At 66.5% G+C, this 19553-nt stretch carries 22 protein-coding genes; 13 read left to right on the top strand and 9 right to left on the bottom strand.

Annotated elements, in window-relative coordinates; genetic code table 11:
* The first annotated feature begins 134 nt into the window (after positions 1 to 134).
* From H3H51_RS00320 to H3H51_RS00300, 5 genes are all read left to right on the top strand, one after another.
* Positions 135 to 1208: a hemin-degrading factor gene (locus tag H3H51_RS00320; RefSeq protein ID WP_183087028.1), complete on the top strand. Its 1074-nt coding sequence runs from the start codon at positions 135 to 137 to the stop codon at positions 1206 to 1208.
* Positions 1209 to 1219: 11 nt separating this feature from the next.
* Positions 1220 to 2110, top strand: a complete 891-nt coding sequence (locus H3H51_RS00315; protein WP_183087027.1) for a heme/hemin ABC transporter substrate-binding protein — start codon at positions 1220 to 1222, stop codon at positions 2108 to 2110.
* A complete protein-coding gene (locus tag H3H51_RS00310) occupies positions 2107 to 3144 on the top strand; it encodes a FecCD family ABC transporter permease (RefSeq protein WP_407926450.1) in 1038 nt (345 codons plus the stop codon). Before H3H51_RS00315 ends, H3H51_RS00310 begins: the two co-directional genes overlap by 4 nt.
* Positions 3144 to 3911 carry a heme ABC transporter ATP-binding protein gene (locus H3H51_RS00305; protein WP_183087026.1) on the top strand — a complete coding sequence of 256 codons (768 nt, stop codon included), beginning with the start codon at positions 3144 to 3146 and terminating at the stop codon, positions 3909 to 3911. The genes H3H51_RS00310 and H3H51_RS00305 overlap by 1 nt, the downstream gene beginning before the upstream one ends.
* 137 nt (positions 3912 to 4048) lie before the next feature.
* The gene (locus H3H51_RS00300; protein WP_183087025.1) at positions 4049 to 4939 is read left to right on the top strand and encodes a ChaN family lipoprotein; all 891 of its coding nucleotides are present in this window, start codon (positions 4049 to 4051) and stop codon (positions 4937 to 4939) included.
* Between the two features lie 356 nt (positions 4940 to 5295).
* Here the strand turns inward: H3H51_RS00300 and H3H51_RS00295 are convergent, their stop codons facing one another.
* A complete protein-coding gene (locus H3H51_RS00295) occupies positions 5296 to 5502 on the bottom strand; it encodes a hypothetical protein (protein WP_183087024.1) in 207 nt (68 codons plus the stop codon).
* Positions 5503 to 5592: 90 nt separating this feature from the next.
* Complete coding sequence (locus tag H3H51_RS00290) at positions 5593 to 6858, bottom strand: Hsp70 family protein (protein WP_183087023.1); 1266 nt, start codon at positions 6856 to 6858, stop codon at positions 5593 to 5595.
* A gap of 194 nt (positions 6859 to 7052) precedes the next feature.
* On the opposite strand from H3H51_RS00290, the gene H3H51_RS00285 reads away from it, so the two are divergent.
* The 5 genes from H3H51_RS00285 (at position 7053) to H3H51_RS00265 (ending at position 10881) form a co-directional block, all read left to right on the top strand.
* A complete protein-coding gene (locus H3H51_RS00285; RefSeq protein ID WP_183087022.1) occupies positions 7053 to 7202 on the top strand; it encodes a hypothetical protein in 150 nt (49 codons plus the stop codon).
* Between the two features lie 59 nt (positions 7203 to 7261).
* On the top strand, positions 7262 to 8020 hold the full coding sequence (locus H3H51_RS00280) for a substrate-binding periplasmic protein (RefSeq protein WP_183087021.1): 759 nt from the start codon (positions 7262 to 7264) through the stop codon (positions 8018 to 8020).
* On the top strand, positions 8020 to 8811 hold the full coding sequence (locus tag H3H51_RS00275; protein WP_183087020.1) for a substrate-binding periplasmic protein: 792 nt from the start codon (positions 8020 to 8022) through the stop codon (positions 8809 to 8811). The genes H3H51_RS00280 and H3H51_RS00275 overlap by 1 nt, the downstream gene beginning before the upstream one ends.
* Before the next feature lie 43 nt (positions 8812 to 8854).
* On the top strand, positions 8855 to 9853 hold the full coding sequence (locus H3H51_RS00270) for a type II secretion system F family protein (protein ID WP_183087019.1): 999 nt from the start codon (positions 8855 to 8857) through the stop codon (positions 9851 to 9853).
* 158 nt (positions 9854 to 10011) lie between these two features.
* Positions 10012 to 10881: an isocitrate lyase/PEP mutase family protein gene (locus tag H3H51_RS00265; protein WP_183087018.1), complete on the top strand. Its 870-nt coding sequence runs from the start codon at positions 10012 to 10014 to the stop codon at positions 10879 to 10881.
* Between the two features lie 7 nt (positions 10882 to 10888).
* On the opposite strand, the gene H3H51_RS00260 is transcribed toward H3H51_RS00265, so the two are convergent.
* Entirely contained in the window at positions 10889 to 11584 is a 696-nt protein-coding gene (locus tag H3H51_RS00260; RefSeq protein ID WP_183087017.1) for a hypothetical protein, read from the bottom strand.
* Positions 11585 to 11775: 191 nt separating this feature from the next.
* On the opposite strand from H3H51_RS00260, the gene H3H51_RS00255 reads away from it, so the two are divergent.
* On the top strand, positions 11776 to 12042 hold the full coding sequence (locus tag H3H51_RS00255) for a DksA/TraR family C4-type zinc finger protein (protein ID WP_183087016.1): 267 nt from the start codon (positions 11776 to 11778) through the stop codon (positions 12040 to 12042).
* 3 nt (positions 12043 to 12045) lie between these two features.
* On the opposite strand, the gene H3H51_RS00250 is transcribed toward H3H51_RS00255, so the two are convergent.
* From H3H51_RS00250 to H3H51_RS00225, 6 genes are all read right to left on the bottom strand, one after another.
* Positions 12046 to 12774 carry a substrate-binding periplasmic protein gene (locus tag H3H51_RS00250; RefSeq protein ID WP_183087015.1) on the bottom strand — a complete coding sequence of 243 codons (729 nt, stop codon included), beginning with the start codon at positions 12772 to 12774 and terminating at the stop codon, positions 12046 to 12048.
* A 99-nt stretch (positions 12775 to 12873) separates the two neighbouring features.
* Positions 12874 to 14574 carry an urease subunit alpha gene (gene ureC / locus H3H51_RS00245; RefSeq protein ID WP_183087014.1) on the bottom strand — a complete coding sequence of 567 codons (1701 nt, stop codon included), beginning with the start codon at positions 14572 to 14574 and terminating at the stop codon, positions 12874 to 12876.
* A 139-nt stretch (positions 14575 to 14713) separates the two neighbouring features.
* Complete coding sequence (locus H3H51_RS00240; RefSeq protein WP_183087013.1) at positions 14714 to 15019, bottom strand: urease subunit beta; 306 nt, start codon at positions 15017 to 15019, stop codon at positions 14714 to 14716.
* Positions 15016 to 15528, bottom strand: a complete 513-nt coding sequence (locus H3H51_RS00235) for a GNAT family N-acetyltransferase (protein ID WP_183087012.1) — start codon at positions 15526 to 15528, stop codon at positions 15016 to 15018. Before H3H51_RS00235 ends, H3H51_RS00240 begins: the two co-directional genes overlap by 4 nt.
* Before the next feature lie 69 nt (positions 15529 to 15597).
* Entirely contained in the window at positions 15598 to 15900 is a 303-nt protein-coding gene (gene ureA, locus H3H51_RS00230) for an urease subunit gamma (RefSeq protein ID WP_183087011.1), read from the bottom strand.
* Complete coding sequence (locus tag H3H51_RS00225) at positions 15900 to 16739, bottom strand: urease accessory protein UreD (protein WP_183087010.1); 840 nt, start codon at positions 16737 to 16739, stop codon at positions 15900 to 15902. Before H3H51_RS00225 ends, ureA begins: the two co-directional genes overlap by 1 nt.
* 476 nt (positions 16740 to 17215) lie before the next feature.
* Here H3H51_RS00225 and H3H51_RS00220 point away from each other — a divergent pair, with 476 nt between their 5' ends.
* Together H3H51_RS00220 and eutC are read left to right on the top strand one after the other, a co-directional pair.
* A complete protein-coding gene (locus H3H51_RS00220; RefSeq protein WP_183087009.1) occupies positions 17216 to 18610 on the top strand; it encodes an ethanolamine ammonia-lyase subunit EutB in 1395 nt (464 codons plus the stop codon).
* 81 nt (positions 18611 to 18691) lie between these two features.
* Entirely contained in the window at positions 18692 to 19516 is an 825-nt protein-coding gene (eutC, locus tag H3H51_RS00215; RefSeq protein ID WP_183087008.1) for an ethanolamine ammonia-lyase subunit EutC, read from the top strand.
* The last annotated feature ends 37 nt before the right edge of the window (positions 19517 to 19553 follow it).

Below are 19553 nucleotides of genomic sequence, written 5' to 3'. Positions count from 1 at the left end.
TGTTGTCAATTGCAAATCATTATCAATGGCATTGGAGTTTGACTCTTGTTCGTGTAATCTTTCGCCTCGAAAAAGCAGTCGTCCCGCTCGCACGGGCACAGGCCACGCAGGCCTGTTATCGAAAGGAAAGAACCATGAACAGCCTCAACTCGAACACCTCCGCCAACGCCAGCGCCCTGTACCAGGACTGGCAGCGCCTGCGCGCCGAACAGTCCGGCCTGCGTGCCCGCGATGCCGCTGCCAAGCTCGGCGTCAGCGAGGGCGAACTGACCGCCAGCCGCCTCGGCGTCGACGCCCAGCGCCTGCGCCCGGAATGGGCCGCACTGCTGCCGGCACTCGGCGAGCTGGGTTACATCATGGCGCTGACCCGCAACGAGCATTGCGTGCATGAGCGCAAGGGTTACTACCGCGACGTGTCGGTGATGGCGAATGGGCAGATGGGCCTGGTGGTGTCGGCTGACATCGACCTGCGCCTGTTCCTCGGTGGCTGGGCCAGCGTGTTTGCGGTTGCCGAAGACACCGCGCGCGGCACCCAGCGCAGCATCCAGGTGTTCGACCGCCAGGGTGTGGCCGTGCACAAGGTGTTCCTCACCGAAGACAGCGAGCTGGCCGCCTGGGAGCCGCTGGTCGAGCGCTACCGCGCCGAGCAGCAGAGCGGCGAGCTGGACCTGCAATCGCTGGCCGAGCGCAAGGCAGCGCGTGCCGATGCCGACGTCGATGCCGCCGCGCTGCGTGCCGACTGGGCCGAGCTGAAGGACACCCACCACTTCTTCGCCATGCTCAAGCGCCACGACGTGGCCCGTACCCAGGCCTTGCGCCTGGCCGGTCGCGAGTGGGCCGAGCCGCTGGCTACCGCCGAACTGCCCACGCTGCTGGAAGGCGCGGCCAGCGGTGAAGTGCCGATCATGGTGTTCGTCGGCAACCAGCACTGCATCCAGATCCACTCCGGCCCGGTCAACAACCTGCGCTGGATGGACACCTGGTTCAACGTGCTCGACCCGGAATTCAACCTGCACCTGAAAACCACTGGTGTGACCGAGTTGTGGCGTGTGCGCAAGCCGAGCAGCGACGGTGTGATCACCAGCTGGGAAGCCTATGACGCCGATGGCGAACTGGTGGTGCAGCTGTTTGGCGCACGCAAGCCGGGCATCCCGGAGCGTACCGACTGGCGTGCCCTGGCGGAAACCGCCGTAGCCCTGGCCCTCTGAGGAGAAACAGCATGCGCCTGACACGTCTGTTGGCCCTGTGCAGTGGCCTGTTGTTCAGTCATGTCGTGATCGCCGGCGAGGCCCTGCCGCAGCGCTGGGTCAGCGCCGGCGGCTCGCTCAGCGAATGGGTCGTGGCCCTGGGCGGCGAAAGCCGCCTGGTCGGGGTCGATAGCACCAGCCTGTATCCGCAATCGCTGCGCAGCCTGCCCGGCATTGGCTACCAGCGTGCGCTGGCGGCCGAGGGCATTCTCGCCCTGCGCCCGGACATCCTCCTCGGCAGCGAAGAGATGGGCCCGCCTCCCGTGCTGGCGCAGATCAAGGCAGCCGGGGTGCAGATCGAACAGCTCTCCGCCAAGCCGACCCTGCCGACCCTGGAGCACAACCTGACCCGCCTGGGTCAGCTGCTCGGTGTCGAAGCGCAGGCGGCGACGCTGATCGCTGACTACCGCCAGCGCCTGCAGCAGCAAGCGGCCCGGGTCAGCGCGGCGCAAGCCAAGCAGCCGGCGCCGCGAGTGCTGATGCTGCTCGGCCATGTTGGCAACGGGCCGATGGCAGCCGGCCAGGACACCCTGGCCGCGTGGATGATCGAGCAGGCCGGTGGGCGCAATCTCACCGAGCACAACGGCTACAAGGCGATATCCAGCGAAGCCTTGCTGGCGCTCGATCCCGAGGTGGTGATCATTGCTGACCGTCGCCTCGAGGGTGACGCCGCGCGCGCCGCCATGCTCGAGCAGAACCCGGCGCTGGCGCAGACCTCGGCGGCCAAGAACGGGCGCCTGCTGTCGCTCGATCCGACCCTGTTAGTGGGTGGTTTGGGCCCGCGCTTGCCGGATGGGCTGGCCGTGCTCTGCGCAGCCTTTTATCCTGCTGCGCAAGCCCTGACCGCCGAAGCCTCCCGATGACCGCTGTGATTCGCCCACGCCCACTGCTTATTGCACTGGGCCTGTTGCTCCTGTTCGCGTTTTGGCTGTCCCTGGCCCTAGGCCCTGTCAGCTTGCCGCTGGGCGAGACCCTGCGTGCGTTTCTGCGTCTGTTCGGCTTGCCGCTGGATGGCGAGGGGCTGCAGCAGGCCGAGCTGATCGTCGGGCAGATCCGCCTGCCGCGTAGCCTGCTCGGTGTGGCCGTGGGCGCCGTGCTGGCCTTGTCCGGGGTGGCGATGCAGGGGTTGTTTCGCAACCCGCTGGCTGATCCCGGCCTGGTCGGGGTGTCTGCTGGTGCCGCCCTCGGCGCGGCGGTGGCGATTGTCGGCGGCAGCTACCTGGGTGGCCTGTCGCCGCAGTTCGCGCCGTATCTATTGTCGGCTTGCGCCTTTCTCGGCGGGCTCACGGTGACCGCGGTGGTCTACCGCTTCGGCCGTAGCGATGGGCAGACCAACGTCGCCACCATGCTCCTGGCCGGGGTGGCGATGACCGCCATGGCCGGTGCCGGTGTCGGCCTGTTCACCTACCTGGCGGACGACGCGACCCTGCGCAGTCTGACCTTCTGGAACCTCGGCAGCCTCAACGGCGCCAGTTACCAGCGCCTGTGGCCGCTGCTGCTGGTGGCGCTGGGCGTGGCGCTGTGGCTGCCCCGGCGGGCAGCGGCATTGAATGCCCTGCTGCTCGGTGAATCCGAGGCGCGTCACCTGGGTTTCGACGTGGAGCGGGTCAAGCTGGAGCTGGTGCTGTGCACGGCACTGGGTGTCGGCGCGGCCGTGGCAGCGGCGGGGCTGATCGGCTTCGTCGGCCTGGTGGTGCCGCACCTGATGCGCCTGCTGGTCGGCCCGGATCACCGCGTGCTGCTGCCGGCCTCGCTGCTGGCGGGCGCCAGCCTGTTGCTGCTGGCCGACCTGATCGCACGGCTGTTGCTGGCGCCGGCGGAATTGCCGATCGGTATCGTCACGGCGCTGATTGGTGCGCCGTTCTTCCTTTATCTGCTGGTACGGGGGCGCACCTGATGTTGCGCGCAGAAAATCTTGTGGTGCGTCGCGGTGGCTGCACGGTGCTGGCCGATATCGACCTGGAGCTGCGCCCCGGCGAAGTGTTCGGCGTGCTCGGTCCCAACGGGGCGGGCAAGAGCAGCCTGCTCGGCGCGCTGAGTGGCGAGCTGCCGCTGGCCGCAGGTGCGGTGTCGCTGGGCGGGCGGCCGCTGGCCGAGTGGAACGGACGTGAACGTGCGCGGCGCCTGGCGGTGCTGCCGCAGAACTCGACCCTGAGCTTTGCTTTCAGCGTCGAGCAGGTGGTCGGCATGGGCCGTTTGCCCCATGACAGCGGCCGTGTGCGCGATGCCGAGATCGTCGCGCAGGCATTGCACGCCGCCGACGCCGAGCACCTGCGCGGGCGCAGTTACCTGGCGCTGTCCGGTGGCGAGCGCCAGCGCGTGCACCTGGCACGGGTGCTGGCGCAACTGTGGCCGGGGGCGAAGGAGCAGAACCTGCTGCTCGACGAGCCGACCTCGGCGCTCGACCCGCTGCACCAGCACACCATCCTGCAGGCGGTGCGCGAGTTCGCCAGGCAGGGCGCAGCGGTGTTGGTGATCCTGCATGACCTCAACCTGGCGGCGCGTTACTGCGACCGCATCCTCCTGCTGCAACGCGGCCTGCCGCACAGCCAGGGCACCCCGGACGAGGTGCTTAACGCGCCGGGGCTGGAGGCGGTATTCGGCCTGCAGGTACTGATCCAGCAGCATCCGGAGCGCGGTCATCCGCTGATCGTGGCGCGCTGACTCTCAGGTTTTTTTGTAGGAGCCAGCTTGCTGGCGATCAGCGGTGCGCGACCCGATCGCCAGGCCGCAGCCGCTCCTGGCGTCCCGATCGCCAGCAAGCTGGCTCCTACAGTTGTCGATTTGATAAAGGACCAATGATGCGAATTGTATTGCTCTGCTGTATCGCCCTGCTGGCCGCCTGCCAGTCCCATGACGTGGCGCCGCCACCGGCCTGGCTCAGCCCCGAGGGGCGTCAAGCTGCCGAACTGGGGCAGATCCGCGACCTGTCCAGCGGCGAGCTGCTCAGCCCGCAGCAACTGGTCGAGCGCCTGGCCGTGGCGCCGCGGGTACTGGTGGGTGAACAACACGACAACCCGGACCATCACGCCCTGCAGCTCTGGCTGCTGCGTGAGCTGGCCGCGCGTCGGCCGCAGGGCAGTCTGCTGCTGGAAATGCTCACCCCCAGCCAGCAGGCGCGGGTGGACGAGGTGCAGGCGCAGAGCCGTGCCGGCACCGCGCCGGTCGACCTGATCGGTGCGCTGGCCTGGCAGCCGGGTTGGGACTGGTCGGTGTACGGCGCGCTGGTCAGCGAGGCGCTGCGCCAGCCGTATCCGCTGCTGTCGGCCAACCTTGATCGCAGCGAGATCATGAGCATTTACCAGCAGCGTCCGACATTGCCGAGCGGGGTTTCCACCGCAGCAGCGGTGCAGGATGCGTTGTTCGCCGATATCCGCGAGTCGCACTGCGGCCTGCTGCCGGAAAGCCAGTTGCCAGCCATGCTCGCCGTGCAGCAGCAACGTGACCGGCGCATGGCCGAACGCCTGTTGGCCGCGCCACAGCCGGCAGTGCTGCTGGCGGGCGCCTTCCATGTGCGCAAGGACCTGGGCGTGCCGCTGCACTTGGCCGACCTCGGCGCCGGGCAGGGCACGGCGGTGTTGGTGCTGGCGGAAGTGGGCAAGCCGGTGGAGGCGGGCAGCGCCGACTACGTGTGGTACACCGCCGCGCTGCCGGAGCAGGATCACTGCGCCAAGATCAAGCCGCGCAAGTAAGGGTCAGACGAGTTCGTGGGAGCGATCGGGCTCGGTAACACCGTAGGGTGGATCACGCTTCACCGATCCACCGAGCGGGGCCATTGGTGGATGAACAGAGCGTCATCCACCCTACATCTACCGTACGGCATGTAGGGCGGGTGCAACCCGCGTCCCGGGAGGTATTTCCCCACCCCGTCGTCCTCGCGCAGGCGGGGACCCAGGAGCATCCGGCGCGGTGATGCAGGGAGTTGCCGGTTTCTGGTTCCCCGCCTGCGCGGGGAAGACCAGCTAAAAAGTCCGGCATGTAGGGAGTGGGCAACCTGCGTCCCCGGCAACGCGGGTTGCACCCGCCCTACCATTAGCCGCGTAGGCGCTTACTGACTTTGCTGCTCGAGTTGATCCAGGCGCTGCTGGTTTTTGGCATTGGCGTCGTCGATCTGCTGCTTGAGCTGGTTCATCTGCTGCTGCGCCTGTTTGGCCTGCTCGGCTTGCAGGGCGGCATTGGTGGCAGTGGCGCCGCCGTCGCAGGCGGTGAGGGCGAGCAGGCTGGTCAGGGTCAGGCAGGTGGCAAGGGCGCGCATGGCAGGCTCCACAGAGGATGAGGTGCCTACCATAACGCGCCTGTATCACCCGGCGCAGCGACGTCGGTCGCGATCTTTCCGGCGGACCGATCAGCCGTAGCGGCGATGGGCCTCGATGGCCAAGCCGCTGCCGATGCTGCCGAAGCTGTTGCCTTCGGTGGAGTGGGCGTTGGGCAGCAGGGCGGCGACGCTCTGGCGCAGGGCCGGGATGCTGCTGGAACCGCCGGTGAAGAAGATCGTGTCGATCTCGCCATGGCCGACCCCGGCGCGTTTGAGCAGCTCCTCGACCCCGTCGCGGATGCGTTGCAGCAGGGCATCGATGGCTTGGTCGAACAGCGCGCGGTCGAGCAGCACTTCCAGGTCGGTCTCGATCCGCGCCAGGTCGATGCGGTGGCTGTCGCGCTCGGTCAGGGCGATCTTGCTGTCTTCCACCTGCATCGCTAGCCAGTGTCCGGCGCGCTGCTCGATCAGCTTGAACAGACGGTCGATGCCGGTCGGGTCAACGATGTCGTAGCGCATGCTTTTCAGCGCCAGCTGGGCCTTCTGCGCGTAGGCGGCGTTGATGGTGTGCCAGGTCGCCAGGTTGAGGTGCTGGCTGGTGGGCATGAAGGCGTCGCTCTTCATCCGGCTGCCGTAGCCGAACAGCGGCATCACGCCATCCAGGCTGAGCTGCTTGTCGAAGTCGGTGCCGCCGATGTGCACGCCGCCGGTGGCGAGGATGTCGCTCTGCCGGTCGGTCAGTTCACGGCGTTCCGGAGCCAGGCGCACCAGGGAGAAGTCGGAGGTACCGCCGCCGATGTCGACGATCAGCACCAGCTCTTCGCGTTGGATGCTGCGTTCGTAGTCGAAGGCCGCGGCGATTGGCTCGAACTGGAACGACACATCCTTGAAGCCGAGCTTCTGCGCCACGCCGAGCAGGGTGTTGGCGGCCTCGGCATCGGCGACCGGGTCATCGTCGACGAAGAACACCGGACGGCCCAGCACCACTTGTTCGAACTCGCGGCCGGCGAAGGTTTCCGCACGCTTTTTCAGCTCGCCGATAAAGAAGCCAAGCAGGTCGCGAAACGGCAGGGCGCTGCCCAGCACCGTGGTCTCGCTTTTCAGCAGCTTGGAGCCCAGCAGGCTTTTCAGCGAGCGCATCAGGCGCCCTTCGTAGCCTTCCAGGTACTCGTCCAGCGCCTGGCGGCCATAGACTGGGCGGCGCTCTTCGGTATTGAAGAAAATCACCGAGGGCAGGGTGATCTTGCCGTCTTCCAGTTCCAGCAAGGGTTCGTTGCCTGCGCGCCACCAGCCGACAGTGGAGTTGGAGGTGCCGAAATCGATGCCCAGGGCATTGGCGGGAAGATCAAAACTCATGCTGCAGCGGTTCCGGGAAAAAACGGCCGCGCAGTTTATGCGAGAGCGGCGCAGTGTGCTCGCGCAATCGCATGCCACAGGTCGGGGCCGGCGAATGAATCGGCGTCAGGGTGATGGCAAAGTGCTAGATTTGCTGCAGGAAGCCTTGGAAATTCGCTGAACGGGATAAATAGCTTCCCTTCACCGCCCTGCTGTTGCGGACAATTGCCCCGCTGCTGCAGCAAGCCTATCCCTACCTGCATGGCCAGCCGCCTGGCGCACGCCTGACCGAGCTGGCAGCGCTGTTTATCGACAAGGGCAACATCGACGCAGCGCCGATCCGTCTGCTCCTGGCGCAACCCTGATCCGGCATTAGCCCCTGCGCCAGATGGGCTAGGCTGTGCTGACGGGGAGGGTGACGAACATGCGTGCATGGCTGCTTGTCGGTCTGCTGGTGGTAGAGCTGTTGCCGAATCTGGCGGCGGCGGAGTTGCGCCTGCTGACCGAACAGGCGCCGCCAACCAGCTATATGGAAGCTGGCAAACCCACCGGCTACGCCGTGGCGGTGGTCGAGGAGCTGATCCACCGTACCGGCCAGGCGGCACACATCGAGCTGCTGCCCTGGACCCGCGCCTATCACCTGGTCAAGCACGAGCCGGACACCGCGCTGTTCTCCATGGTTCGCACCGACGAGCGCGAAGCGCAGTTCCAATGGGTCGGCCCGATCCTGCAGGGCTCCACGCGCTTCTATTCGCTGAAGTCCAGCCAGTTGACCATCGACAGCCTGGACGCCGCCGCCCACAGTGGTACCGTTGCCCTGCCCAAGCAGTGGTACACCTACGAGACCCTGCAGCAGAAGGGCTTCACCAACCTCTATGGCGTACCCAGCTCGAAACAGATGGTGACCATGCTCAAGCACGGACGGGTCAAACTGATCGCCACCGAGGATCTCACCTTGCGCGAGGAGCTGGCCGCCGGCGGCCTGACCCCGGAAGAGGTGCAGGCGCACCTGGCGTTCATGAACTCCGATTACTACATCGCCTTTTCGCCGCAGACCGATGCCGCTCTGGTCACTCAATGGCAGCGCGAACTGGACGGCATGCGCCGTGACGGCAGCCTGCAGGCGCTCCGCCAACGCTGGTTGCCGCAGATTGGCCAGCCAGCGGCGCTGCGGGGTCGATGATGGGGCGAGGGGAAACGCGGATTGGCACGCTGGGCCTGGCGCTGCTGGCCTGGCTGTTCTGGCAGCCGTTACAGGCGGCGCAGTTGCTGCTCTACAGCGAAGAAAACCCCCCGCTGAATTTCATGCGCGACGGCCAGCCCGCCGGCTTTTCCGTGGAGCTGGTGCAACTGCTCAGCGCGCGCACCGGCGATGCGATCAAGATCGAACTGGTGCCGTGGACGCGCGGCTACGCCCAGGCCCGGCAGCAGGCCAACAGCGGGTTGTTCTCCGTGGTCCGTCTGGAACAGCGCGACGGGCTGTTCCAGTGGGTCGGGCCGCTGATGGAAACCCGTACGCGCTTCTACGCTCGGCGTGACTCCGGCCTGCGCATCGACAGCCTGGACGATGCCCGGCGCCTCGGCCGGCTGGCGCTGCCACGGCAGTGGTACAGCCTGGAATACCTGCAGGGCCAGGGCTTCGACACGATCTTCACGGTGACCTCGCCGGACAAGATGATGCACATGTTCAAGAGCCAGCGGATCAACCTGATCGTCTCCAGCGAGATCGCCCTGCCGTACTTCCTGGCGCTGGAAGGGATGAGCCCGGATCAGATCGAGGCGCAGTTCAGCTTCCTCCAGCACCAGTCTTTCCTGGCCTTCTCCCAGGCCACCGATCCGGCAGTGGTCGCGCGCTGGCAGCAGGCTCTTGAGGCGATCAAGGCCGATGGCAGCTTTACGCGCATCTACCAGCGCTGGTTCAGCGACCTGCCGCTGCCGGCCGGCCTGCTCGACAGCCGCGCCGCTCAGCGCTGAGCGCAGCCGTTACACTGCGCCCATCGTTTTCGGGATAAGCCGCATGTCGTCATCTTCGTCCGCCGTGCTCGACCTCAACGAACGCGCCGTGCTTTTCGCCCAACTGGCCGCGATGGAACAGGCCGGCTTGCCGCTGGATCGAGCCCTGGCCACCTTGCAGTTGCGCCCGGCCACCCAGGCCCGCATCGAGGCGACCACCCGGCAACTGGCGCAGGGCCGCGACCTGGCCAGTGCGGGGCAGAAGGCCGGGCTGTTCTCGCCGCTGGAAGTCACCTTGCTGCAGGCCGCGCAGAGCGCTGGCAGTCCCGCGCGCCTGTACCGGCGCCTGGCCGACACCTACGGGCACCAGGCGGCGCAGGCCAAGGCGCTGAAGTCGCGTTTGCTGATGCCGGCTGGCGTGTTGCTGCTGGCGCTGCTGATCCAGCCGTTGCCCGCGCTGGTTGGCGGCAGCTTGAGCCTGTTCGGATACCTGTGGGGCGTGGTGCAACCCTTGCTGATGCTGGGCGCTCTGCTGTTTTTGGGGCGCAGCCTGCTGCAACACCTGCAGCGACCGGCCAGCGCCGTGCGGGCCAGCAGCGTGGACAGCGCCTTGTTGAGCCTGCCGCTGTTCGGGCCGATGCTGGCGCGGCGCAACCTGCGCGATTACTTCGAGAGCCTGGGGTTGATGCTGGAGGCGGGTTTGCCGATGTTCGATGCCCTACCCAAGGCCGCCGCGACGCTGCGTAACAGCCAGCTGCGGCGCGATTTCCTCGGTCTGCAGCAACGGGTACAGGCTGGTGCACCACTGGCCCAGGCGCTGGTGCCGCTGACGTTTCCTGGCCAGGCGCAGCTGCTTGGCCTGGTGCGCACGGGGGAAGCCAGCGGCAGCTTGCCGGCAACCCTGCTCAGCTATGCCAGTCGCGAGTCGGCCGCGCTGGCCAGTTTCCAGGAACAACTGGCGACCTGGCTGCCGCGCCTGGTCTACGCCGCGCTGGTGCTGTGGATGGCGTATGGCCTGCTGACGGGCGCCGGTGTCGGCCCGCAGCTGCCGGCGGACTTGTAGGCCCAACCTGCGGAGCCTTCGCGGGGCGAAGAGTGCGGGCTGAAAGCTGAATGCAAGGCTGATCGGCTAACAATGTAGTTTTACTACATGACTGGTTTTGTAGTTTTGCTACATAATTGCCCGACAGAACCGACCACGACCTCAGTGAAGCGCATCCCATGCAAAGAACCTCGCACCATGACCTCCGCGCCCAGTTCCGTGCGCTGCTCAGCGCCAACGCTTGCTACCACACGGCTTCGGTGTTCGATCCGATGTCCGCACGGATAGCCGCCGACCTCGGCTTCGAAGTGGGCATCCTGGGCGGTTCTGTAGCTTCACTACAAGTTTTGGCCGCCCCTGACTTCGCCCTCATCACCCTCAGCGAGTTCGTCGAGCAGGCCACCCGCATCGGCCGCGTGGCGCGCTTGCCGGTGATCGCCGACGCCGACCACGGCTACGGCAACGCCCTCAACGTGATGCGCACGGTGGTCGAACTGGAGCGTGCCGGCATCGCCGCGCTGACCCTGGAAGACACCCTGCTGCCGGCCCAGTTCGGGCGCAAGTCCACCGACCTGATCAGCGTCGGCGAGGGCGTCGGCAAGATCCGCGCGGCGCTGGAGGCACGGGTCGACCCGGACCTGGCGATCATCGCCCGCACCCATGCCGGCGTGCTCGATGTCAGCGAAGTGATCAACCGCACCAAGGCCTACCAGGCCGCCGGGGCCGATGCCATCTGCATGGTCGGCATCCGCGATTTCGAACACCTGGAGCTGATTGCCGAGCACCTCAGCGTGCCGCTGATGCTGGTCACCTACGGCAACCCGTCGCTGCGTGACGATGCGCGCCTGGCTTCGCTCGGCGTGCGCATCGCGGTGGACGGCCACGCCGCCTACTTCGCCGCGATCAAGGCCACCTACGACTGCCTGCGCGAGCAGCGGCAGGTCACCGCCGGCACCTCCGACCTCAGCGCCTCCGAGCTGTCGCACAAGTACACCCAGCCCGAGGACTACATCGTCTGGGCGCGTGAATACATGGATGTGAAGGAGTAGTCCGCCGTTACAGCTGCAGCCGCTCGCTGGCGCCCCGTGGCTCGGCCGCCTGCAGCCTGGCGAGGATGAACTCGATCTGCGCGTTGAACGGATAGAGCAGGGTCTTGCCGTTGCGCTCGGTCAGTTGCAGGTAGCGCCAGCGCGGCATGATGCTGGCGTACAGCTCGGCATCGCTGCGGGCCAGGGCGCCGAGCTGCCGGTCGATTCGTGCACTGATGGCGCTGGCCTTGAGCGAGCCACTGGCGGTTGCTGCCTGGGTGGCGAGCGCGGCCTTGATTCGCGCCAGCTGGCGCAGGTTGTCGGCGAGGCTCGGGGCTGTGGCGGTTTCTGCCTGGGGGAGGAAGGCGCTGAACAAGCCGGAGACCTGCAGCGCCTGGTCGAGTTCGCTATCCAGGTCCAGCTCGCGCACTGCATAGGCCTGGTGCACCCGTTGCGCGCTTTCCTGGTAGGTCAGCCAGAGGTTGTGCAGGGTATTCGGGTCTTTGCGCCCGGCGATGGCGTGCTGGAACTGTTCGCCATGCTGGTTCAGGCGCTGCATGAAGCGTTCATCGCCGGTGGCGCGGTAGAGCAGCAGGAAGCGCTCCATATCGAGCACATTCGGCTCGACCGGCGCCGGGGCGACATCAGCCAGTGCACTGCCCTGCAGCAGTATCAGCGGCAGGGCGCAGAGCCAGGGGCGTAAGCGGGTGCTGAAGTCGCACATGCTCGATCCTTCGCAGAAGTAAAACCGCCAGTGTGGCGATTGCCGGGCCGTTGCGAAGTCGGGTGCTTCGCCATGTTCTGTAGGCTTTTTCCGTGCCGGCCGGTCGGCAGCCGGGCCAGGTGTCGGCTTGCAAATGCTGCGCGCGCCGCGCATATCTACAAGGGACAGTGACTAGCCAGGTGGAGGTGCCCATGGCCGGTGGATGGACCAGCGACGGGGCGGTGCAGGAACAGATCGACAGCAGCATCGAGGACGCCATTGCCCGCGCCCGCAGCCAGCTGCCCAAAGGCGAAAGCCTGAGTCATTGCGAAGAATGTGATGCGCCGATCCCCGAAGCGCGGCGCCAGGCCGTGCCTGGCGTACGCCTGTGCGTGGCCTGCCAGGGCGCGCACGACAAGGCGCAGCAGGCGGCCAGCGGCTACAACCGGCGGGGCAGCAAGGACAGCCAGCTGCGCTGAGGTCTATTGGGGCAGCTGGGTAATCGCCTGGTTGATGCGCGTCATCACGTCTGGCGAGACGTCCTTGCTGCAGATGATGAAGCGCTCCAGGCCCGCCGGCATGTCGGCGAAGTGCTGCTCGACGATGCCGTCCAGGCCGGTCTTATGCTCGTGCAGGTAATCCCAGTCGGCCTGGTCGGCGAGCATGTAGTCGACCCGGTGGGCGGCGACCATGCGCATCATCACCGCGGGTTCGACGGTGGCGTGCTGGATGTGGTTGGCGCTGCCGGCTATCAGCTGGTCGAGACTGGGGCCGTAGGACACGCCATCGAGCAGGCCCAGGGTGATGCGTTTGTCCTGCAGCAGGTCGGCGAAGCTGGGGTGCGCCTGGATGGCTGACAGCGCCCGGGTGCTGGCCAGGACGATCTGCGGCGCATCGGTGTGGAAGGTCTGGCTGAACAGGGCGATGCGCTCGCGTTCGGGCAGGCGGTACCAGCCGAATGAACAGTAATTGCGCGTGCCTTGTTCGAAGCTGTGCCAGATGCGTTTGGCCGGATGCTGGACGAACTGGGTTTCGATACCGGCCGCTGCGAATACCTGGCGCGCACGCTCAAGCAAAAAGCCTTGTTCGACGCCTTGCTCGACATAGTGATAGGGCGCCTTGTTGCGCCAGGCCACGGTAATCGGGTCGGCGGCGAGCGCCAGGCCGGGGAAGATGCAGAGCAGGCTGAGGAAAGCCAGGCGGGCTTTCATGGTCATGATTCCAGACTGATGATCGAGTGGCGGATACCACAGCTTATCCGACTCTGGCCGGCGCGTGGCCGGCCAGAGGCAGCGTGGGTTGCGCGCGCTTCAGAACAGGAAGTAGCGCTGCGCCATCGGCAACACGTCGGCCGGTTCACACCACAATAGCTGACCGTCGGCTTTCACCTGGTAGTTCTGCGGGTCGACCTCGATGCTCGGCAGGTAGTCGTTGTGGATCAGGTCGGCCTTTGTCACCTCGCGACAGCCTTTGACCACGCCGATTTTCTTCTGCAGACCCAGTTGCTCCGGCACGCCGAGGTCGAACGCGGCCTGGCTGATAAAGGTCAGGCTGGTGGCGTGCAGCATGCCGCCGTAGCTGCCGAACATTGGGCGGTAGTGCACCGGTTGCGGCGTCGGGATCGAGGCGTTGGCGTCGCCCATCAGGCTGGCGGCAATCGCGCCACCTTTGAGGATCAGCGTCGGCTTGACGCCGAAGAACGCCGGGCGCCAGAGCACCAGGTCTGCGAACTTGCCCACTTCGATGGAGCCGACTTCGTGGCTGATGCCGTGGGTGATCGCCGGGTTGATGGTGTACTTGGCGATGTAGCGTTTGACCCGGAAGTTGTCGTTGCCCGGGCCGTCACCCGGCAGGGCGCCGCGCTGCTGCTTCATCTTGTCGGCGGTCTGCCAGGTGCGGGTGATCACCTCGCCGACGCGGCCCATGGCCTGGCTGTCGGAGCTGATCATCGAGAACGCGCCGAGGTCATGCAGGATGTCTTCGGCGGCGATGGTCTCGCGGCGGATGCGGCTTTCGGCGAAGGCCACGTCCTCGGCAATGCTCGGGTCGAGGTGGTGGCAGACCATGAGCATGTCCAGGTGCTCGTCGATGGTGTTGCGGGTGAACGGCCGCGTCGGGTTGGTCGAGCTGGGCAGCACGTTGGGAAAACCGCAGGCCTTGATGATGTCCGGGGCATGGCCGCCGCCCGCGCCTTCGGTGTGGTAGGTGTGGATGGTACGGCCCTTGAATGCGCCCAGGGTGGTTTCGACGAAGCCGGACTCGTTGAGGGTGTCGGTGTGAATCGCCACCTGGATGTCGTACTGGTCGGCGACGCTCAGGCAGTTGTCGATGGCCGCGGGCGTGGTGCCCCAGTCCTCGTGCAGCTTGAGGCCGATGGCGCCGGCCTTGACCTGCTCGATCAGCGGCTCGGGCAGCGACACGTTGCCCTTGCCGGTGAAGCCGATGTTCATCGGGAAGGCGTCGGCGGCCTTGAGCATATTGGCCATGTGCCACGGGCCGGGCGTGACCGTGGTGGCGAAGGTGCCGGTCGCAGGGCCCGTGCCGCCACCGATCATGGTGGTGGTGCCGCTCATCAGGGCTTCTTCGATCTGCTGCGGGCAGATGAAGTGGATGTGCGTGTCGATGCCGCCGGCGGTGAGGATCATGCCCTCGCCGGCAATGACTTCGGTGGCGCCGCCGATGGCGATGGTCACGTCCGGCTGGATGTCCGGGTTGCCGGCCTTGCCGATGGCTTTGATGCGCCCGTCCTTGAGGCCGACGTCGGCCTTGACGATGCCCCAGTGGTCGATGATCAGTGCGTTGGTGATCACTGTGTCGACCACGTCTGCCGCACAGAGCTGGCTCTGGCCCATGCCGTCGCGGATGACCTTGCCGCCGCCGAATTTCACTTCGTCGCCGTACACGGTGAAGTCTTTTTCGACCTCGATCCATAGGTTGGTGTCGGCCAGGCGCACCTTGTCGCCGACGGTGGGGCCGAACATGTCGGCGTAGGCTTGGCGGGAAATTTTCATGGGTTCGCCTTCAGATTCAATTGGGTTTGCTGCCGCTCGCTGCGCTCACTATCGCGGGCAAGCCCGCTCCTACAAGGGAATGCGATTACATGTAGGAGCGGGCTTGCCCGCGATAAGGCCATAGCAGACGCCTCAAAATTTACAGATCGCCCATCACCCGCCCGGCGAAGCCGAACACGCGGCGCTCGCCAGCCAGGTCGACCAGCTCGACTTCACGGCTCTGCCCCGGCTCGAAGCGCACCGCCGTGCCGGCCGGAATATTCAGGCGCATACCACGGGCGGCGGGGCGGTCGAAGCTCAGTGCGTCGTTGGTTTCGAAAAAGTGGAAGTGCGAGCCGACCTGGATCGGCCGGTCGCCGCTGTTGGCTACGGTCACGCTGAGGGTGCGGCGGCCGGCGTTGAGCTCGATCTCGCCGTCCTGAATCTGGTATTCGCCGGGAATCATGGTGCGCTGCGCTCCGGGGTGAGGATCAGTTGCATGAAGGTCAGGTCCAGCCAGCGGCCGAATTTGCGGCCCACTTGCGGCATCTGCCCGGTGGTGATGAAGCCAAGGCGTTCGTGCAGGCGGATCGAGGCGCCGTTGCCGCTCTCGATGGCGGCGACCATCACGTGTTTGCCGCAGCTTTTGGCGCGCTCGATCAGGGCCGCCATGAGCAGCGGGCCGAGGCCATTGCCGCGCTGGTCGGCGCGCACATAGACGGAATGTTCGACGGTGTTGCAGAAACCGTCGAAGGGCCGCCAGTCGCCGAACGAGGAGTAGCCGACCACATCGCCGGCTGGATTCTCGGCCACCAGAATCGGGTAGCCCTGCTGGGCGCGGGCGGCGAACCAGGCCTGGCGGTTGGCCAGGTCGATAGTGTTGTCCATCCAGATCGCCGTGGTGTTGAGCACCGCGTCGTTGTAGATGTCGCGCAGGGCCGGCAGGTCGGCCTCGGTCGCGTCTCGAATGATCATCTCGGTTCCTCGCGTAGGGCGGGTGAAACCCGCGAACGGGGTGCGCGGGTTGCCCCCGCCCTACGGTATTTACGCAATCGGCTGGTGGACGGTCACCAGCTTGGTGCCGTCAGGGAAGGTGGCTTCGATCTGGATCTCCGGGATCATTTCCGGCACGCCTTCCATGACCTGGTCACGGGCGAGCAGGGTGGTGCCGTAGTGCATCAGGTCGGCGACTGTGCGGCCGTCGCGGGCACCTTCGAGCAGGGCGGCGGAAATCAGCGCCATGGCTTCCGGGTAGTTGAGCTTCACGCCACGGGCCAGGCGCCGCTCGGCAACCAGGCCGGCGGTGAAGATCAGCAGCTTGTCTTTCTCGCGGGGCGAAAGGTCCATCAGGTACTCCAGATACGTGGGGGCACGGCGTCGCGCCCGAGCAGTTCAGGGCGCAGCAGGCGCCAGAGTTCGATCAGCCAGGCGCGGGCGTGCAGCGCCTCGCTGGCCAGGCAGCGGGCCACCAGCAGGCCGGGCAATTGGCTGAGGTTGCCGCGTACCCGCGAGGGCAGTTCACGGCAGCGTTCCAACAGCTCGGCACTGACGTCACCGGTCACCAGCAGGGTGGCGAATACCGGTTGCCCGGCCAGGCCGATGGGCGAGTCGAGCAGGCCGTCGTCGCCGGCGATGCGCTGGCGTTCGTGCCACAGCAGCTGGCCGTCGCGGCGGATGTCCAGGTGGGATTGAAAGTGGCCGCTGGCGAAGCGTTCGTCACAGGCTGGGCGGCCGAGGGCGACCATGTCCCAGTAGAGCAGGCGGGCATCGCCGTGCAGCTCGATGGTGGTCTGCAGTTCGGCCTGGGCCCCGGCATAGACGATGGTTTCCTGCGGCAGCCATTCCAGGGTGGCGCCGGGCGCTACGCGCAGCTCCACGCGCTGCTGCGCCGGGCCGGCGGCACGGTACCACTTGGCGGCGCCGGGGCTGGTCAGCTGGGCCCAGGCGTTGTCGCCAACCGTGGCGCTGATGTGCAGGGTGTCGCCGCCGGCAATACCACCAGGCGGGTGGACGATGATGTGCTGGCACACCTGCGGGCCTTCGGCATGCAGGTGTTTCTGCACCCGCAGCGGGCCGAGGTGGCGGCGCAATACCGGGCGCGTCCAGTCTTGCTGGCGGGCGTAGGCCAGCTCCAGTTCGGCGTGCCAGGCGGGAGTGAATACGGCGGAGGGCAGTGCGGCAGTCATGAAAGGCATCCAGCCGGGGCGAGCGTTGCGCCAGTGTATATCGGGCTCACAAGGGGTTGCATCGGCTCAGGATCTGTCTTGGGTCGGTAGTGAAGCGAAAAAGCGGCTTAGGAAGGCTCACTGAACAGCCCGTAAATCTCGCGTATTGACCTGATTTTTGTCCCCTCGCGAGGCCCCAAACCGGTACTCAAGCAAAGCAATAGTCATGCCTCGACCTGGCGTCGTGCTGCCACACGTATGCGTTCCGCTCGCGCGAGTATCCCTGCCTTGCGCTGGGGCGCCGCCCTTGCGTCGCGCACCGTTGTGGCGCAATGGCCGGCGCGGGCCGCCCTGTGGCCGCGATAACACGCGGGCCTTGCCGCTGTGCGCGAAGTTTGCAAGGTCTACTCTTGGCAGCGGATGCTGGCCATTCTCGCGAATCGACTCACCTGTGCTCTGCTCGAGCCTCGTGGCTGTTATCCATAAGAGGCTCGCCCATGGCTGCTTTTGTTCATACGGTCGGTCACCAGACCTGGCGCTTCGATAGCTTGCGGGAGGTGATGGCCAAGGCCAGCCCGGCACGCTCCGGCGATTACCTGGCCGGCGTGGCCGCCAGCAGCGACGCCGAGCGCGTGGCGGCACAGATGGCCCTGGCTGATATCCCGCTCAAACGCTTCCTCGATGAAGCCCTGATTCCCTACGAAAGCGACGAGATCACCCGGCTGATCATCGACAGCCATGATGCCGCCGCTTTCGCCCCGATCAGCCACCTGACCGTCGGTGGTTTTCGCGACTGGCTGCTTGGCGAGCAGGCCGACGAGGCCGCGCTGCGGGCACTCGCCCCCGGCCTGACCCCGGAGATGGCCGCCGCCGTGTCGAAGCTCATGCGTGTGCAGGACCTGGTCCTGGTGGCGCAGAAGATTCGCGTGGTCACCCGCTTTCGCAACACCATGGGCCTGCGCGGGCGCATGTCCACGCGCCTGCAGCCCAACCACCCGACGGACGATCCGGCCGGCATCGCCGCCAGCATTCTCGACGGCCTGCTCTACGGCAACGGCGACGCCATGTTCGGCATTAACCCGGCCACCGACAGCCTGGGCGCGTTGAGCGATCTGCTGAAGATGCTCGATGCGGTCATCCAGCGTTACGAGATCCCCACCCAGGCCTGCGTGCTGACCCACGTCACCAGCTCCATTGCCGCCATTGAGCGCGGCGCGCCGGTCGACCTGGTGTTCCAGTCCATCGCCGGCACCGAAGCGGCCAACGCCGGCTTCGGCATCAACCTGCAGGTGTTGCAGGAAGGCTACGAGGCCGGGCTGTCGCAGAAGCGCGGCACCCTTGGCGACAACCTGATGTACTTCGAGACCGGCCAGGGCAGCGCGCTGTCGGCCAACGCCCACCACGGCGTTGACCAGCAGACCTGTGAGGTACGCGCCTACGCGGTGGCCCGTCATTACAAGCCGTTCCTGGTCAACACCGTGGTCGGCTTCATCGGCCCCGAGTACCTGTACAACGGCAAGCAGATCATCCGCGCGGGCCTGGAAGACCACTTCTGCGGCAAGCTGCTGGGCGTGCCCATGGGCTGCGACATCTGCTACACCAACCACGCCGAAGCCGACCAGGACGACATGGACATGCTCCTGACCCTGCTCGGCGTGGCGGGGATCAACTTCATCATGGGCATCCCCGGTTCCGATGACGTGATGCTCAATTACCAGACCACCTCCTTTCACGATGCGCTGTACGTGCGCCAGACCCTCGGCCTGCGCCCGGCGCCGGAATTCGAGGCCTGGCTGGAACGCATGGAAATCCTCCAGCAGCGCGATGGCCAGGTACGCCTGGGCGGCAGCCTGCCGCCGGCGTTTCGCCAGGCGTTGGCGCGGCTGGGCTAGGCCGAATCGCGGGTTTCACCCGCCCTAGGGTGTTGGAGTAGGGCGGGTGAAACCCGCGTAGGTGACACAAGGAATCAGCAGATGAATGATGACAACTCACTGATCGGCGCCATCGAGAACCCCTGGCAGGAACTGCGCCGCCTGACCCCGGCGCGTATCGCCCTAGGCCGTGCCGGCACCAGCCTGCCGACCGGCGCGCAGCTGGATTTCCAGTTCGCCCATGCCCAGGCCCGCGACGCTGTGCACCTGCCGCTGGATGCCGCTGCCTTGATGACGCAACTGGCCGGGCACGGCCAGCAGGCGCTGGTGCTGCACAGCGCTGCACCGGACCGGCATACCTACCTGCAGCGCCCGGACCTGGGGCGGCGCCTGGACACCGCCTCGGCCGAGCGCCTGGACCAGCACCGCGAACAGCATGCCGACGGCTACGACCTGGCCATCGTCATCGCCGATGGCCTGTCTGCCCTGGCCGTGCAGCGCCACAGTCAGCCCTTCCTCGAACGCTTGCGCGAGCAGATGGCCGATGACGGCTGGTCGCTGGCGCCGCTGTGCCTGGTGCAGCAGGGGCGAGTGGCGGTGGCCGACGAGGTGGCCGAACGGCTGGGGGCGAGGATGGTGGTGATCCTGATTGGCGAGCGTCCCGGCCTGAGTTCACCGGACAGTCTCGGCCTGTACTTCACCTACGCGCCCAAGGTTGGCCTCACCGATGCCTATCGCAACTGCATTTCCAACGTGCGCCTGGAAGGCCTGAGCTACGGCCTGGCCGCGCACAAGCTGCTGTACCTGATGCGCGAGGCCTGCCGCCGGCAGTTGTCCGGGGTCAACCTCAAGGACGAGGCCGAGCTGCCCAGCCTGGAGGGCGAGCAGCCGGCGCGGCTGAATTTCCTGGTGGATTCGTTGCAGTGACGGGCGGTGGTGGTGGTGGTGGAAAACGCTGCGCGGT

Origin of the sequence: Aquipseudomonas ullengensis (assembly GCF_014174475.1) — a bacterium.
Lineage (GTDB): Bacteria > Pseudomonadota > Gammaproteobacteria > Pseudomonadales > Pseudomonadaceae > Aquipseudomonas > Aquipseudomonas ullengensis.
The sequence above is the reverse complement of the archived record's forward strand: the minus strand, read 5'-3'. Positions and strand labels throughout refer to the sequence as shown.